This is a genomic window from Cellulomonas fulva (genome assembly GCF_018531375.1).
GTDB classification, from domain to species: Bacteria; Actinomycetota; Actinomycetes; order Actinomycetales; family Cellulomonadaceae; genus Cellulomonas; species Cellulomonas fulva.
This window is the reverse complement of record NZ_JAHBOH010000001.1, coordinates 486435-501563: the sequence shown is the minus strand read 5'-3', so window position 1 is coordinate 501563 and position 15129 is coordinate 486435. Positions and strand designations below refer to the sequence as shown.

Genomic DNA, 15129 nt, shown 5'->3' with positions numbered 1-15129 from the left:
GAGCGGAGTCGTCACCAACGCGAACCTTGGGTCCTTTGCCCACCGCGAGATCACTCGATCGTGACGCGCGGAACTCCTCAGATCCGTGAGGTCGCTGCCGATGCCCCAGCGATGCTCGACGCGCCGACGGCGCCGGGCTCCCGACAGCGGCGTCCTCCAGAGCGGCGTCCCGGTCCGGGAGCGGCCGCGCTCCGTCCGGCGTCGGGCCCGACACGAGGAGGAGCACACATGCAGGTCACGCACAAGGGTCGTGTGAGCGCGGCGGTCATCGGTCTCGGTCTGGTCGGCGGCCTGGTGGTCGCCGGGGGGACGTCGGCGACGGCCCGGGCCCTGCTCACGGGCGGCGACATCGCGGACGGCACGATCACCGGGGCGGATCTCAAGAACGAGACCGTGCGGTCGTGGGACATCGCCGACGGCACGATCCAGGGCCGGGACCTCGCGTCGGCGCTCAAGACCTCGCTCAAGGGCAACAACGGTGCCGACGGCCAGAACGGCGTCGACGGTGTCGACGGTGTCGACGGCGAGAACGGTGTCGACGGCCAGAACGGTGTCGACGGCGAGAACGGTGTCGACGGCCTGGACGGCAAGGACGGGATCGACGGCAAGGACGGTGCCGACGGTCTGAACGGCACGGACGGCGTCGACGGCAAGGACGGCGTCGACGGCAAGGACGGTGCCGACGGCCGCGACGGCCTCACCGGCGCGATCTACCGCTCGCTGACCTACACGAACGGCGGCGGCGGCGACGCCACGGTCGCGTGCGCGGACGACCAGGAGACCTCGCAGCAGTACGTCGCCATCGCGGGCGGCGTCGAGGCGGGCCACACCGGCGACAACGACTTCGCGGTCACCGCCTCGTTCCCGGGGCGCATGGACTGGGAGACCGGGAAGCCCAAGGCGAACCGGCTCGACGGCTGGATCATCCTCGGCAACGGTGAGTACACCGACAACCTGACGGTCTGGGCCCTGTGCGTCCCGACCGACGCCATCGAGGTCCAGCACGACACGCTGGAGAACTGACTCCGCTGACCCCCTGAGCGCCGTCCAAGCGGCCCACCCCGGTTCCGAGGCCGGGCAGGGGACTCCTCCTCCGTACGACGAGACGCGCGGCGCCCGCCCTCAGCGGTGCCGGACCGCCCAGAGGTAGCCGAGCCCGCCGAGCGCCAGACCGGTCGCGCACACCGCCACCGGCAGCCAGCTCGTCGTCCCCGTGGCCGCCAGCACCAGGCACACGACGAGCGCGACCGCCCACAGCGCGCACCCGACGACCATCACGCGGGCCAGGTCCACCTGCACCGGCGGGGACGGGTCGTGGTCGATCGGCACCCCCGCAGCCTACGGTCCGGCGGCGAGCCGCGCGGTCATCGGGCCGGCCGGTCCCGACCGTACGCCTCAGTTCCGGGCCGACCTGCCGATGAGCCGGGAGTCCGGCGCGCGTGCCGGCGAGGGACGGGGAGACATGGCGATCGACACCAGCGAGGCCACCGCGCTGCTGGCGCCGCCGCGCGCTGCCGCCCCGGTCGGGGTGCTGCCCCAGCCCCGCCCGGCACCTCCGGCTCGTCGGGCGGCCGTCGACGAGCCCGCGTCGGTGGCGCCCCGCGTCCGGGTCCGACGAGGCCGGACCAACCGGCTGCTGGCGGTCACCGACCCGCTGTGCGTGGTCCTGGCCGTCGGCGCGGCGCTCGCGGTCCGGGCCGGCACCGCACCGGCGTCGCTGGTCGCCGAGGTGGCGCCCGCCGCGCGCGGCGTCCACGTCTCCTACGCGGCGTTCTCCCTGGCGCTGGCGGCCGGCTGGGTCGCGGCGCTGGCGCTCGGTCGCACGCGGGACCACCGGATCCTGGGCCACGGGCCCGCCGAGTACGCCCGGGTCGTCGGCGTCACGACCCGGGTCTTCGCCCTCGTCGCGATCGTCTCCTACCTGCTGCACGCGGAGGTGGGCCGTGCGTACGTCGCCGTGGCCGCCCCGCTCGGCATCGCCCTGCTCACGCTCAACCGCTACGTCGTGCGGCAGGTGCTGCACCGCGCCCGGGCCCGCGGCCGCGAGCTCACGGACGTCGTCGTCGTCGGGCCGCGGGAGAAGGTCGCCGGCATGGTCGACTTCGTCGGGGACGGGCGGGCCACGGGGCTGCGCGTCGTCGGCGCGTGCGTCCCGCACGGAGCGGTCGACCCGGGGGAGAGCGTCCGCGGTGTCGCGGTCCACGGCGGGCTCGACGACGTCGCCGCGGTCACCACCGCGCTGGGCGCCAGCATGGTCGTCGTCGCCGGATCGGACGCGGTCACCGCCCACACGGTGCGCCGGCTGGGCTGGGACCTCGAGGGCCGGGGGATCGACCTCGCGCTGTCCGTCGCGCTGCTCGACGTCGCCGGCCCGCGCGTGACCCTGCAGCCGGTCAGCGGCACGCCGTTCGTCTTCGTCGACGAACCCACGTTCACCGGGGCCAAGTACGCCGTGAAGACCGCGATCGACCTGGTCGGCGCCGCGCTGGTGACGGTGGCGCTCGCGCCGCTCCTGCTCGTCGTCGCGGCACTGGTCGCCCTGACCAGCCGGGGCCCGGTGCTCTACCGCCAGGAGCGGATCGGCCGGGACGGCGCCCCGTTCCCGATGTTCAAGTTCCGGTCGATGCAGGTGGGCGCCGACCAGCGGCTGGCCGAGGTGCTCGCGGCCGAGGGGCGGGAGGTCGGCCTGTTCTACAAGCCGGTCGACGACCCGCGCGTGACGCCCGTGGGCCGGTTCATCCGCCGGTACTCGATCGACGAGCTCCCGCAGCTGGTCAACGTCCTGCGGGGCGAGATGAGCCTCGTCGGACCGCGCCCGCAGATCGCGGCCGAGGTCGCGCAGTACGACCGCGCGGCGTTCCGGCGGCTTCGCGTGAAGCCCGGCATGACCGGGTTGTGGCAGGTGTCGGGGCGCTCGGCGCTCTCCCCCGAGGAGTCGATCCGGCTCGACGTGAGCTACGTCGAGAACTGGAGCCCGCTCGGCGACCTGCTGGTCCTCGCCCGCACCGCGAAGGCCGTCGTCGCCGTCGGCGACAGCGCCCGCTGAGCCGGCGGACCCATGAGCATCGACCTCTACTGGTGGCGTCCGACGCGGTCGGCGCGCGCCCTGGCCGGCGAGCTCGTGCGCCGCGGTGGCGCCTGGGCCCGGATGCTGGCGCAGCAGACGCCGCGGATGACGAACTTCGGCGACGAGTTCAGCGCGATCGCGCTGGGCGAGCTGACCGGTGCACGCGTGCGCTGGGCCGCCGCGTCCCGGGCGCGCGTGTACGGGATCGGCTCCATCCTGACCGTGTACGCCCGCGAGCGGAGCGAGGCGCGGGTGTTCGGCAGCGGTCTGCGCGGCGCGCCGGCGACGCCGTGGACGGTGCCCGCCGAGCGGGTGCTCGCGGTGCGGGGCACGCTCACCCGGGACGCGCTCGGCCTGCCCGACGACACCGTGCTCGGCGACCCGGGCCTGGTGGTCGGGAGCCTGGACCTCGGCGTCGGGCCGCGGGTGCGGCGTCCGCTCGTGCTGCCGCACTTCGGTGCGGTGGGCTCGGCACCCGCCCGCAGCGCGCTCGCGAGCATGCGTGCGGGCGGCTACGACGTCGTGCTGCCCAACGCGGCGCCGCTCGAGGTCGCGCGCCGGATCGCCGCGGCACCGTTCCTGGCCACGTCGAGCCTGCACGGCCTCGTGTTCGCCCACGCGCTCGGCACGCCCGCGCGTCTGGTCACCTTCCCGGGCGTGCCGCACCAGGAGCCGCTGTTCAAGTACGACGACTACCTCAGCGCACTGGGTGACCGGGCACGGTTCGTCGACGTGGCCCAGGTGCCCGACGACCGGGCCGCCGCCCGCACCGCGGAGTCGCTGGGCGAGCACGCCGTGGTGCTGCGGGCGCGGGCCGCGGCGGTCGCGGAGGCGCTCGCCCCCGTCGCGCGCAGACTGTGAGCAGTCCTCAGCAACGGGCCGCACCGTCCGATCGGAGCACGTGTGAGAGCCTCCGCCACCGGCCGTGCCGGACGTGACGACGAGTCGCCCGCCCTGGGGCTGCGCGACTACCTGACCGCGGTCCGGACGCACTGGCTGTCCGTCGCCGTGCTGACGCTCGTCGTGGGCGCGCTCGCGGCGGCCGCGTCGCTCGTCGCGACGCCCGTCTACGCCGCCACGACGCAGCTGTACGTGGCGGTGCAGGGCGGCACCACGTCGGGCGACCTCCTGCAGGGCGCGAACTTCGCGCGTCAGCAGGTGCTGTCCTACACGCAGTTCGTCACGAGCCCGCTGGTGCTCGACCCCGTCGTGGCCGAGCTCGGTCTGGACGAGGAGGTCGACGACGTCGCGGACCGCGTCTCGGCCGGCTCGCCGACGAACACCTCGCTCATCGCGGTGACCGCGCGCGACACCGACCCGGCCCGCGCCGCCGCGCTCGCCGACGCGATCGGCACCCGGCTGGCCGCGACGATCACGGAGCTGGAGACCCCGCTCGGGGCGCAGAGCTCGACGGTCAAGGTCTCCACGGTCCGCCAGGCCGCGGTGCCGACCACGCCGGTCTCGCCGCGGATCGCCCTCAACGTGGCGCTCGGCCTCGTGCTGGGGCTGGCGCTGGGGGTGGGCACGGCGATCCTGCGGCTGGTGCTGGACACGCGCGTGCGGGACGCCGACGACGTCGCGCGCGTCACCAGCGCGGCGGTGGTCGCGACGATCCCGTTCGAGGCCGAGGCCCCGAGCCGCCCGCTCGTCGTGCAGTCCGACCCCCTGAGCGACCGCGCGGAGTCCTTCCGCCGGCTGCGCACCAACGTGCAGTTCCTCAACGTCGCGGACCGGCCGCGGTCCGTCGTCGTGACGTCGTCGCTGCCGGGCGAGGGCAAGTCGTCGACCTCGATCAACCTCGCGCTCGCGCTCGCCGACGCGGGGACGCGGGTGCTGCTCGTCGACGCCGACCTGCGCCGCCCGGCGGTCGCCCGCTACATGGGGCTCGAGGGCGGGGTCGGGCTCACGACGGTGCTGATCGGGCAGGCCGAGGTGCAGGACGTCGTCCAGCCCTGGGGCGACGGCACGCTGGACGTCCTGCCCGCGGGGCAGATCCCGCCGAACCCCAGCGAGCTGCTCGGCTCACCGCTCATGGCGGAGCTGCTCGAGAAGCTGACGTGCGACTACGACCTGGTGATCCTCGACGGCGCGCCGCTGCTCCCCGTCACCGATGCGGCGATCCTGGCGAAGGTGACGGGCGGCGCGCTGCTCGTCGCCGGCGTCCAGAAGCTGCACCGGCAGCAGCTCGCGGACTCGGTCGCGGCGCTGCAGACCGTCGACGCCCGGGTGCTCGGCATCGTGGTCAACGGGCAGGAGCGCAAGGCGCGCGACGCGTACGCGTACTACGACTACACGCCCCACGAGCCGACGCCCGAGGTGCCGCGCTGGCGCCGCCTCGTCGGGGCGAGGGGCTGAGCGCCGTGCGGGTGCTGGCCGTCTGCACCGGGAACATCTGCCGGTCGCCGGCGGTCGAGCGGCTGCTCGCGCACGCGCTCGCCGCGGCGGGTGCGGGTGACGACGTCGTGGTGGCGTCGGCCGGTACGGCCGCGGTGGTCGGCGCGCCCGTGAGCGCCGAGATGGTGCGCCTGCTGGACGACGCGGGGGTGCCGAGCGGCGCGTTCGCGGCACGGCAGGTCACGCAGGACGAGCTCCGGCGCGCCGACCTCGTCCTGGCGGCGACCCGCGAGCACCGGCGGGCGCTGGTGCAGCTCGAGCCGTCCGTCGTCCGGCGGACGTTCACGCTCCGTGAGCTCGCGCGCGTCGTCGGCACGATCGACGCGGCGGATCTGCCGGGGACCGACGTCGCGGGCCGGCTCGCGGCCCTCGTCGCGCTCGCGGCGCGACGGCGCGGGCTCGCCCCGGCGGCTGCCGCGGCCGACGACGACGTCGCCGACCCCTACGGGCGCGGCGCGGACGCCTACCGCGCGTCGTTCGACGAGATCCGGCCCGCCGTGGACGCGATCGTGCACGCGGCGCGTCCGGCCTGACGCATGACCACCGTCCCGGTCGCGGCTCCCGCGCCGCTCGCCGCCCCGCACGCCCGGCCGCAGCACGACCGTGCGTCGGCGTGGCAGCTCGCCGCGATCCAGGTGCTCGGCGCGGGCGCCGCGCTGCTCGGGTGGTGGGCCCTCGGCTCCACCGCGAGCGCCGCGGCGCAGGCACCCGCGGTCCGGGCCTACGGCTGGTCCTCGGTGCTCGCGCTCCCGCTCACGCTCGGCGTCGCGTACCTCCTGCCCAACCTCGCTCGCGGCTGGGCGGCGCCGCTCCGGCGCGGGCCCTGGTCGCCGTACGTCACGCTCGCGTGGGGGGTCTCCGGTGCGGCGGTCGCCGTCGGCGGCGTCCTGGTCGTCGCGGCAGCGCTGGGGGCGCCGACGGGCGTCGCCGGCCTGACCGCGCTCGCGGCGGGCGCGGTCGCCGCGGGGGTCATGGGCTGCCAGCTCGCCCGGCTGACGGGGCGCCGGGGCCTGATGGCCGGGTCGGCGGTCGGCCAGGCGCTGCTGCCCGTCACCTGGTGGGTCGCGACCGTGGCCGGGATGGGTGCCCGGTCCGCCGGGCTCGCGGTGCTGGTGGTGGCGGCATCGGGCCTCGCCGCGCTCGTCCACCGCACGCGAGGCCTCGCCGCGCCGCTGCGCCGGTCGGACCTCGACGTGCGCTTCCTCCGGTCGGCGGCGGTCCTCGTGCCGCACCTGCTGGTGTTCGCGGTGCTGATGCAGGGGTTGCGGCTTGTCGCGACGGGCAGCCCCGCCGATCTCCTCGCCGCGCACCTGGTCATGCTGGTCGTGACGGTCGGCGCGACCCTGGGCGGCTCGTTGCACGCCATCCTCGCCGCCCGGGTGCAGAGCGCGCCGGACGACGAGCTCGCGGCGCGTGCGGCGGCCAACGCCCGCGCGTACGCCCTGGTCGGAGCCGCGCTGGGGCTGGCGGTCGCGGTCGGTGCGCACGTCGCGCCCGCGTTCGTCGGCGCCTTCCCCCGGGTCGGCGTGGCGGGCCTGGTCGCGCTGGCGACCGTCCTGCCGTCGGTCATGACGTACTACGCGACGAGCGGGCTCGCGCTGCGCAGCGGGCGATCGGGCGTCGTCGCCGCGTCCTCGGCGGCGGCCGTCGCGGTGCTCCTCGCCGCGCAGCCGCTCGTCGCGGGCGGGACGACGAGCGAGCAGGCCGTGGCGTACGCGGTCGCGGTCGCGGTGCTGCCCGTCGTCGGGGCGTGCCTCACGGCCGCGCGCTGCCCCGGTCCGGTGGCGCGTGCCGTCGGGCCGGTGGCCCGCTGGGGCGCGCTCGCCCCCGTGCCGGGCGTCCTGGCGGCGCTCGCCCTGGCCGGGACGGGGACGCCGTGGACCTCCTGACCTGGACCACCGGGCTCGCGGTCGGCGCGCTGGGCTTCCTGGTGCTCGCGCTCGCGATCGGCCCCCGCGCGGCCACCTGGCTCGCTGTCGTGGCGAGCTGTGCCCTGGCACCCGTCCTGCTCGTCGGCGGCTCGGACGCGTACCACGTCGGCATCGCGGGACCCGCGCCCGAGGTCCGGACGTACACGGTCGTCGTGCTCGCGCTCGGCGTCGGCTGGGCGCTCACGGGCCACCGCGGGTCCGTGCCGTGGCAGCTCCTCGGCTTCGTCGCGATGGTGGTGGCGCTGGCGTGGGGCACGTGGCCGGACTCGCCCACCGTGCAGGCCGGGGTGCTGCAGCTGCTGGTCGGCGTCGTCGCCTGGTACGTCGGCTCCGCCGTGGGGGAGCTGGGGGACCGGGGCCGCCGCGCCCTCGCGCTGGTCCTGCTCGGTGTGGTCCTGCTGCAGGTCCTGTTCGCGGCCCTGCAGCTGGCGGGCCTCCGGCCGGCGCTCCTGACCCCCGTCGACGCGGCGATCCTGGGCGACCGGGTGAACGGCACGACGAACCACCCGAACACGCTCGGCAAGATGCTCTTCATCGTCGTGCTGGTCTGCCTGCTGCTCGTGGAGCGGGGCGACCGCGGCGTCCGCCGGACCGCCGCGGCCACGATCGTGCTCGCGTTCGTCCCGCTGGCGCTCGCCCAGGGCCGCGCGAACCTCGTCGCGACGGTCCTCGCCGTGGCGACGTGGGCGCTGGTGCTGCCCGCGCGCTCGCACCGCTCGCTGCGCCTGAACGTGCTGCTGGGGATCGGGGTCGGCGGCGTCTTCGCCGCCGGCACGCTGTGGTCCCGGTTCGAGGAGGACCCCGCGGGCGGCGTGCGCGGCACCCTCCTCGAGAACGCGTACCGGCAGGTGCACGCGGCACCGTTCGCCGGCACGGGCCCGAACGGGTACACGGCGGTCGTCGGACCGCAGACGGGGTCGTGGATCCCCGTCCACAACTCGTTCCTGCTGCTCGTCGCCGAGGTCGGGATCCCGGCGGCGGCGCTGTTCTGGTGGGCCGTCCTGCGGACGTGGGCCGCGGGCTGGCGGGCGCGCCGCCTGCTCGACCACCGCGGGGCCGCCGGGCGCGTGCTCGTCGCGTCCGCCCCCGGGCTGCTCCTGATCGGCATGACCGGGTGGGGACTGCTCGGCACGTCGATCTACGCGTTGTGGATGTTCATGGTCGGGGCGCTGGGCGGGCTCGTCCGGACGCCGCCCGCCCCGACCCCACCGACCCCGCCGACGCCGCAGGAACCCGCGCACCACGAGCTCGTCGGAGGTCCCGCCCGTGCCTGACGTCGCCGTACCTCGGCCGACGCGCCGTCCGCGCGTGCTGTTCGTCGCCCCGTGGGTGCCCTCGGAGCGGCGGCCCCGCAGCCTCGCCCTCCTGCGTCACCTGCGCGCCGTCGCCGAGGTGCGGTGCGTGGTGACGGCCTGGGACGCCCTCGACCGGGCGGACGCCGCGCGCCTGGGTGCCGACGTCGTCGTGGTCCGCGCGCGGGGCGCGGCGGGCGTGCTGCGGGCCGGGGCCGGTCTGCTGCGCGGCGCCTCGCTCCAGCAGGCCTACGCCGACGCACCCGCGGTGCGCCGCGCGATCCGCCGTGAGGTCGTCGGCTTCCGCCCCGACTTCGCCTACTTCAACGTGATCCGGTCCGCGCAGTGGTTCGACGAGGTCGGGGACCTGCCGGTGGTGCACGACCTCGACGAGGTGCGCAGCGACTACTACCGCCAGCGCGCGCAGAGCGCCGCCGGCCTCTCCCGGCTGGTCGCGCGCGTCGAGTCGCGGCGCATGGCGACGGCCGAGCGGCGGGCGGCGGCGCGGGCGGGCACCGTGCTCGTCTCGTCGCCGGTCGACGCGGCGCACGCCGACCCCGGCCGGGTCGTCGTGCTGCGCAGCGAGCACGTCATGGCCGCGGCCACCTGGACCGAGCGCGAGGCGGTGCCCGGGCGGCTGCTGTTCGTCGGGCGCCTCGGGTACGACGCGAACGTGGAGGCGCTCGAGTGGTTCGTCGCCCGCGTGCTGCCGCTCCTGCGGGAGCGCGGGCTCGCGGTGCGGCTGCGGATCGTCGGGGCCGAGGCCGGGCCCCGGGTGGAGCGCCTCGTCGCGCCGGACGTCGAGCTCGTCGGCCGCGTGCCGGACGTGGGCGCGGAGTACGCGGCGGCACAGGCCGTCGTGGTCCCCGTCCGCACCGCCACGGGCGTCCAGATGAAGTTCATCGAGGCGCTGAGCGTCGGCAGCCCGACCGTCTCGACACCGGTCTGCGCCCGGCTCGCGGGAGCCGGGGCGGCCGACGCCTGCCTCGTCGCGGACGCCCCGGGGGAGTGGGCCGACGCGATCGAGCGCCTGCTCGGGTCGGCGGCCGTCCGGGACGGGCTGAGCGCCGCGGGACGGGCCTGGACGGCGGCCGCGTACGGCGGCGACACCGCGGCGACGCTCCGCGACGTCCTGACCGCAGCGCGTCGCGCCTGACCCGCAGACGAGAGGAGGCGGCCCCCGCGGGGACCGCCTCCTGCCGTCTGCGGTGGTCGGTCAGACGACCTTGACGTACCTGCCCGCCCACGAGGCCGCGAAGTTGGTGCTCGGCGGCGTGAGCGTGACCCGGACGCGGTAGCTGCCCGCGACGTCGGGCTTCGTCGGCAGCGACACCGCGGTGGTGGTGTACGCCGTGCGGATGGTCACCGTGCGGGTCACGGCGTAGCCCTTCGGCCCCGTCACCGTGACGGTGACCTTGCCGGGCTTGCTCGTCGCGACCTTCACGACGGGCGTCTTGCCGCGCACCACGGAGACGGACTTGATCTTCGTGGTGGTCCGTGCGGCGCCGACCTTGACGAGCACGCTGCCCGACGAGGCCTTGAAGGCCGACCCGCTGGTGGGCGTGTACGACACCGACCCGCGGAACCAGCCCTTGGCGAAGCCGCTGACCTTCACGGTCGCCTTGCCACCGGCGAGCGTGGCGGTCTTGGTGCGGCCGTCGACGCGCAGGGTCACCGTCCCCGTCGGGGTGCCCGTGCCGGCCTTCACCGTGAGCGTGACGGGGACGACGGTGCCGAACCTGACGGCCGGCGCCGCAGCCGTGGTCACCGTCTTGACGGTGGCCTGGTAGCCGGCGGGCGACGCGTCGGACGACGACGTCGCCACGGCCGAGGTCACGGCGGACGTCACGGCCGGCGTCACGGCGGCCGGAGCCGCCGCCTCGCCGGCCGCGAGCGCCGGGACCGCGAACGCGGCGGGCACGGCCAGGGCCGCGCCCACCACGAGGGTGATCGCTTTCTTCATGAGGAGCTTCCTTCGCTCGGAGGGTGGGGACGGGTGGGTGCCGGTCTCGTGAGGGACCCCACCTGCCCGGCCGATCGGCCGCCGCGCGGTGATTGTGAGCGGCGTCCGCGGCGGCCCGGCAGCATCACTCGTCTGCCCGGCGCGACGGTCCGGCTCAGCCCTCCGCGCCGCTCCCGCCGCCGTCCCCGGCGCCGCACCCGCCGCCCCGGCCGACCACCGGCACCGCGGCCGGGTGCGCCGTCGGGGTGCGGGAGAGCAGCACCGGCCCGGTGAGCCCGTCGGGCACCGTCATCGTGGCGACCACGGTCGTGCGCTCGCCCGGCGCGAGCTGCGCCGTCCACGACGCGACGTCGAGGTCCAGGTACGCCGCGTGGAAGACCTCGGTGGGCTCGCCGTCGACGACCACCTGCTCGACGAGCCCGCCGTACGGCGCGTACAGGTCGTAGCCGGTGCGGACGTCGCCGGCCGGGAGGAACGCGCCCGTGACGTACCGGGGCAGGCCGGCGCCGCCCGTCGGCGCGGTGCTGCGCATCGTCAGGGTCACCTCGACCCGGCGGCCCCGCGGCGTGCACGTCTCCCGGGCCGAGACCGTCTCCTCGAGGAACCAGGACATCTTCGCGGCGCTGCCGTCGTTGAGGTAGACGCCCACGACGGGGCTCGGCCCGTCCCGCCCCGTGACGGCACCCGCGAGCGACGTCGCGGCGAGCAGCGACTGCTCGTCCTCGTGGGCGGACCAGAGCAGGACCCGCCGCTGCGCCGTCGCCGCGCCCAGGGCGTCCAGGAGCTCGCGCGGGGCGCTCGGGGCGGTCCGGACCGCCTGGTCGAGGACGGCCTGCGCCGCGACGGCGAACCACGCGTCCTGCGCGGTCGGGTCGGGCACGCGCAGGTAGACGTCGTGCAGGAGCGTGCGTGCGGTGCCCTCGCCCGTGAGCACGGTCCCGTCGGGCAGCCGGACGTCTCCGGTGGCGGCGACGACGAGCTGGAGGACCACGGGGTCGATCGCGAGCACCCCGTCGACCGAGACGCCCGTCGCGCGCTCCCACATCGCGCGCGCGAGCTCCGCGGTGCGCGGGAAGTGCGGCGTGAGGGTCACGTCCTGGACGTAGCGCCCGAGCTGGTCGCCGAAGAGCTCGCCCTCGGCGGGCGTCAGCGGCAGCACGTCGGCGTCCGGGCCGTTGACCTCGTCCGCGCCCCGCTGGTCGACGATCTCGAACGTCCCGTCGGCGACGTGCACCTGGAGCAGCGCACCGGGGATGCCGCCGGCCGCACGCAGCTCGGCGTTGGTCTGGACGAGCACCAGGTAGTCGCGCGGACCGTCCGCGCCGAGCATCGAGGGCACGACGCGCGCGGCCCGTCCCGCGGCGGCGGTGACGGGAGCGATGTCCGCGACGGCGTCCCGGGCCCGGGTGACCCCGTCCGCCACCGGTCCGACGAGCCCGCCGGTCCCGATGCCCTCGAGCACGGCGGTGGCGTGCCGGACGGCGTCGTCGGCGCGCGTGACGGCGGGTGCGGCGGCCGCGATCGCGGCGACGTCGACCCGGCCGTCGGCGGCCGCCAGGTGGTCCAGCGTGCCGACGGCGTCGAGGACGCCCGGCAGCGCGTCGGTGGCGATCCCGGCGGCCGCGTCCGCGACGTCGCGCAGCGCCGTCACGTCGTCGCCGACGAGCGGGAGCGCCTGCGCGAGCGTGAGGGGCAGGCGGTGGGCGGCGGACCGGGCGCGCCGCGCGTCGCGCGCGGCGTCGTCCCCGACCGCTGCGGCCGCGGTGACGTCGCCCGCCAGCACCAGGTCGCGCACACGTGACGCGTCGGCGGCGGCGGACCGCAGGCCGCCGGCCGCGAGCGCCGCGTCGACCGCCCCCCACACCACGAGCGCGGCGACCACGACGAGCGCGCCCCGCCACCACCGACGCCGGGCGCGGCGGCGCGGGGACCCGGGCTCCGGCGGCGGCGTGTCCTGCGGCGTCATGCTCAGGCGGCGAGCGGTGCGGCCATCTGGGCGGCCGAGGACAGGGCCTCCGGCATCGCGTCGAAGTACACCCGCGCGACCTCGGCGGGGGCGTAGCCCGCGGCGCGCACGGCGTCGTCGTCGTCGGCCTCGTGCGCCAGCGCGGCCTCGAGCGCCGGTCCGTACGGGCCGCCCTCGCCCTGCAGCGCCGCCGCGACCTCGTCGGACACGCCCGACCGCTCGACCACGGACTCGACCGACATGTCGAGCGCCGCCGTGATCCCGGACAGGAGCCCGACGGTGTAGCCGACCTCGGTGCCGGCGAGCCGCCACGTGGCGAGCGCGCGCGTGATGACGGTCCACAGGACGTCGACGGGAGCCGGCTGCCCGGACAGGACCACAGAGGAGACGAGCGCGGCGAGCCGGCGGGGGCCGAGCAGCGCGACGGCGCGCGACAGCGAGTCGACGTGGTGGTGGATGCCGGTGGTCGACGCGTTGACCGAGCGCAGGACGCGCAGCGAGAGCTCGGGGTCCACCGAGACCGCCCGGACCACCTGCGCGTGGTCGGGCATGTCCTGCGCGAGCAGGCGGACGAGCTCGAGGTGCTGGGCCTCGCCCGCGGTCACGGTGCGGCCGGTGCCTCGCTCCTGGCGGGGCACGAGCGGGGCCTGGACCAGGTCGACCTGGAGGTCGCGGGCGCGCGCGGCACGGTGCGGCGTGTCGCCGTTGAGGCCGACGGACCACACCCCGGCCTCGCGCAGCTGCGCGACGCAGGTGGCGAGCGAGTCGTCCTCGCGGCGCAGGTCGACCTTGGCCATGTCGAGCAGGGGCAGCAGCGCCCGCTGCGCGAGGGTGCCCGTGTAGGACGCGAGCGCGACGCCGAACCCGAGCTCGCGCATCGCGACCAGCGCGTCCTCCGCGTACTCGTTCTCCACCCAGCCGGCGGGCACCTCGACGACGAGGCTGCGCGGTGCGGCCGGCAGCTCCTCCTCGCCGCGCAGCATGGGCGCGGTCGCGCGCAGCACCACGGCGCGGTCACCGACCACCTGGGCCAGGTCGACCCGCGCGTACGCGGCCGAGACCAGGCGGTCCTCCGCGGTCGGGGTGAGCAGGGCGGCGTCGTCGTCCACGCGGGCGTGCACGGCGTAGCCGAACAGCGACCCGTCGGCGTGGACGAGGGCCTGGCGGTGGATGACGGCAGCGGGCATGTGGGGGCCTCCTGGGCTCCGGGGGACGTCGCTCCCGGCCCATCGGCAGCCCGCGCGGGCGCCTGAGATGTTCTCCCGCAGGTCAGCCCAACGGCGCGCGCAGCGGCCAGTCGCCGTCGAGCACGGTCTGCTGCGCGGTGCCCGCGGCGACGTCCACGACGATCGGCGCGAGCAGGTTCGCGGTCGCCGGGTCCGTCCCGCTGGGCGGGTGGACGACGACGAGCGCGCGGCGCTCCCCGTCGCCCGGCAGCTCCGGCGCGTACCCGGGCACGTAGACGGCCGGGTCGACGACGAACAGGCGCGTCGCCGGTCCGTCCTGCGAGCGCAGGGCGAACAGGCCGTCGGCCTCGGGGACCGCCTCGAGCAGGTACGACGAGCGCCCGGGCAGACCCGGCAGCTCCTCGGTGAGCGTCAGCGCGGCGGGGACGCGGGCGCCGCCCACCTCGACCGTGGCGGTCATCGCAGGAAGTCCAGCAGCGTCGGCTGCAGCACCTTGGCCGCGGCGCCGAGGGCGCCCTGGTAGGCGACCTCCTGCGACTGCAGCTCGAGGATGACCTCCGCGAGGTCGATGTCCTCGATGCCGGAGATGCGTGCCGTCATGTCGACCTCCTGGGACGCCAGGCCCTGCTGCTTCTCGAGGACGTTCTTGTGCCGCGCGCCGACCCCGGCGAGCTCGCCGAGCATCGACTCGATGCGGCTGTCGATCGCGGTGACGTGCGCGGTCGCGTCGCCGCCCGAGCGCAGGGTGGTCGACAGCTCGTCGAGCAGCGCGAACACCGAGCCGTCGCCCGTGCCGAAGACGGCCGCGCCGTCACCGTCCACGCGCACCGTCGTCGTGCTGCTGACCCGGCGCTCGACCCCCGTGCCCGTGCCCGTGTACGCGTAGTCGTCGCCGAACGCGACCCCCGCGTCCGACGTGCCGGCGAAGACGGAGCGACCCACGTAGGTGGTGTTGGCCTGGGAGAGGATCGCGTCGCGCACCGAGTTGACCTCGTCCGCCAGCGCGTTCAGCGACGTCTGGCCCAGCGCGCCGTTGCCGCCCCGCACCGCGAGGTCGCGGGCCTGGCGCAGCGAGGCGAGCGAGGACGTGATCGCGGTGTCGACCGTCTGCAGCCACGAGCCGGCGTCGGCCGCGTTGCGCGCGTACTGCGTGCTCACGCGCTGCTCGCCGCGCAGGCGCAGCAGGTCGGACGCCGCGGCCGGGTCGTCCGACGGGACGTTGACCTTCTTGCCGCTCGACATCTGCGACTGCAGGCTCGCCATCGTCGACAGGTTCGCCTGCAGGTTGGCGAGCGTGCTGCGCTGCACGGTCTGGTGAGTCACGCGCGA

Annotated in this window: 14 protein-coding genes; 8 read left to right on the top strand and 6 right to left on the bottom strand. The window is 76.3% G+C overall.

Features of this window, described 5'->3' with window-relative positions:
• Positions 1–228: 228 nt before the first annotated feature.
• Entirely contained in the window at positions 229–1023 is a 795-nt protein-coding gene (locus KIN34_RS02190) for a hypothetical protein (RefSeq protein ID WP_214346096.1), read from the top strand.
• A gap of 99 nt (positions 1024–1122) precedes the next feature.
• On the opposite strand, the gene KIN34_RS02185 is transcribed toward KIN34_RS02190, so the two are convergent.
• Positions 1123–1329 (bottom strand): DUF2530 domain-containing protein, encoded by a 207-nt coding sequence (locus KIN34_RS02185; RefSeq protein ID WP_214346094.1) that lies wholly within the window; start codon positions 1327–1329, stop codon positions 1123–1125.
• A gap of 133 nt (positions 1330–1462) precedes the next feature.
• Here KIN34_RS02185 and KIN34_RS02180 point away from each other — a divergent pair, with 133 nt between their 5' ends.
• The 7 genes from KIN34_RS02180 to KIN34_RS17250 are packed head-to-tail and all read left to right on the top strand — an operon-like array spanning position 1463 to position 9840.
• Positions 1463–3046 (top strand): sugar transferase, encoded by a 1584-nt coding sequence (locus KIN34_RS02180; protein ID WP_214346092.1) that lies wholly within the window; start codon positions 1463–1465, stop codon positions 3044–3046.
• Positions 3047–3058: 12 nt separating this feature from the next.
• On the top strand, positions 3059–3928 hold the full coding sequence (locus KIN34_RS02175) for a glycosyltransferase family protein (protein ID WP_214346090.1): 870 nt from the start codon (positions 3059–3061) through the stop codon (positions 3926–3928).
• Between the two features lie 42 nt (positions 3929–3970).
• Complete coding sequence (locus tag KIN34_RS02170) at positions 3971–5422, top strand: tyrosine-protein kinase domain-containing protein (protein ID WP_307858045.1); 1452 nt, start codon at positions 3971–3973, stop codon at positions 5420–5422.
• A 5-nt stretch (positions 5423–5427) separates the two neighbouring features.
• Entirely contained in the window at positions 5428–5994 is a 567-nt protein-coding gene (locus KIN34_RS02165) for an arsenate reductase/protein-tyrosine-phosphatase family protein (RefSeq protein ID WP_214346088.1), read from the top strand.
• A 3-nt stretch (positions 5995–5997) separates the two neighbouring features.
• On the top strand, positions 5998–7350 hold the full coding sequence (locus KIN34_RS02160; protein WP_214346086.1) for a hypothetical protein: 1353 nt from the start codon (positions 5998–6000) through the stop codon (positions 7348–7350).
• A complete protein-coding gene (locus KIN34_RS02155; protein WP_214346085.1) occupies positions 7338–8666 on the top strand; it encodes an O-antigen ligase family protein in 1329 nt (442 codons plus the stop codon). Before KIN34_RS02160 ends, KIN34_RS02155 begins: the two co-directional genes overlap by 13 nt.
• Entirely contained in the window at positions 8659–9840 is a 1182-nt protein-coding gene (locus KIN34_RS17250) for a glycosyltransferase (RefSeq protein WP_214346084.1), read from the top strand. Before KIN34_RS02155 ends, KIN34_RS17250 begins: the two co-directional genes overlap by 8 nt.
• 60 nt (positions 9841–9900) lie before the next feature.
• On the opposite strand, the gene KIN34_RS02145 is transcribed toward KIN34_RS17250, so the two are convergent.
• The 5 genes from KIN34_RS02145 to flgL form a co-directional block, all read right to left on the bottom strand.
• On the bottom strand, positions 9901–10647 hold the full coding sequence (locus tag KIN34_RS02145; protein ID WP_214346083.1) for a hypothetical protein: 747 nt from the start codon (positions 10645–10647) through the stop codon (positions 9901–9903).
• Positions 10648–10801: 154 nt separating this feature from the next.
• Positions 10802–12613 carry a DUF4012 domain-containing protein gene (locus tag KIN34_RS02140; protein WP_214346082.1) on the bottom strand — a complete coding sequence of 604 codons (1812 nt, stop codon included), beginning with the start codon at positions 12611–12613 and terminating at the stop codon, positions 10802–10804.
• Positions 12614–12615: 2 nt separating this feature from the next.
• The gene (locus KIN34_RS02135) at positions 12616–13800 is read right to left on the bottom strand and encodes an EAL and HDOD domain-containing protein (protein ID WP_214346081.1); all 1185 of its coding nucleotides are present in this window, start codon (positions 13798–13800) and stop codon (positions 12616–12618) included.
• 82 nt (positions 13801–13882) lie between these two features.
• Entirely contained in the window at positions 13883–14260 is a 378-nt protein-coding gene (locus tag KIN34_RS02130) for a flagellar assembly protein FliW (protein ID WP_214346080.1), read from the bottom strand.
• Positions 14257–15123, bottom strand: coding sequence for a flagellar hook-associated protein FlgL (flgL, locus tag KIN34_RS02125; protein WP_307858044.1), 867 nt, complete (start codon positions 15121–15123; stop codon positions 14257–14259). The genes KIN34_RS02130 and flgL overlap by 4 nt, the downstream gene beginning before the upstream one ends.
• Between the last annotated feature and the right edge of the window lie 6 nt (positions 15124–15129).

Bases quoted from the DNA above. Each gene is read 5' to 3' on its own strand.
- KIN34_RS02135 (WP_214346081.1), bottom strand. From the start codon at position 13,800: ATGCCCGCTGCCGTCATCCACCGCCAGGCCCTCGTCCACGCCGACGGG.
- KIN34_RS02140 (WP_214346082.1), bottom strand. From the start codon at position 12,613: ATGACGCCGCAGGACACGCCGCCGCCGGAGCCCGGGTCCCCGCGCCGC.
- KIN34_RS02160 (WP_214346086.1), top strand. From the start codon at position 5,998: ATGACCACCGTCCCGGTCGCGGCTCCCGCGCCGCTCGCCGCCCCGCAC.
- KIN34_RS02130 (WP_214346080.1), bottom strand. From the start codon at position 14,260: ATGACCGCCACGGTCGAGGTGGGCGGCGCCCGCGTCCCCGCCGCGCTG.
- KIN34_RS02180 (WP_214346092.1), top strand. From the start codon at position 1,463: ATGGCGATCGACACCAGCGAGGCCACCGCGCTGCTGGCGCCGCCGCGC.
- KIN34_RS02145 (WP_214346083.1), bottom strand. From the start codon at position 10,647: ATGAAGAAAGCGATCACCCTCGTGGTGGGCGCGGCCCTGGCCGTGCCC.
- KIN34_RS02190 (WP_214346096.1), top strand. From the start codon at position 229: ATGCAGGTCACGCACAAGGGTCGTGTGAGCGCGGCGGTCATCGGTCTC.
- KIN34_RS02175 (WP_214346090.1), top strand. From the start codon at position 3,059: ATGAGCATCGACCTCTACTGGTGGCGTCCGACGCGGTCGGCGCGCGCC.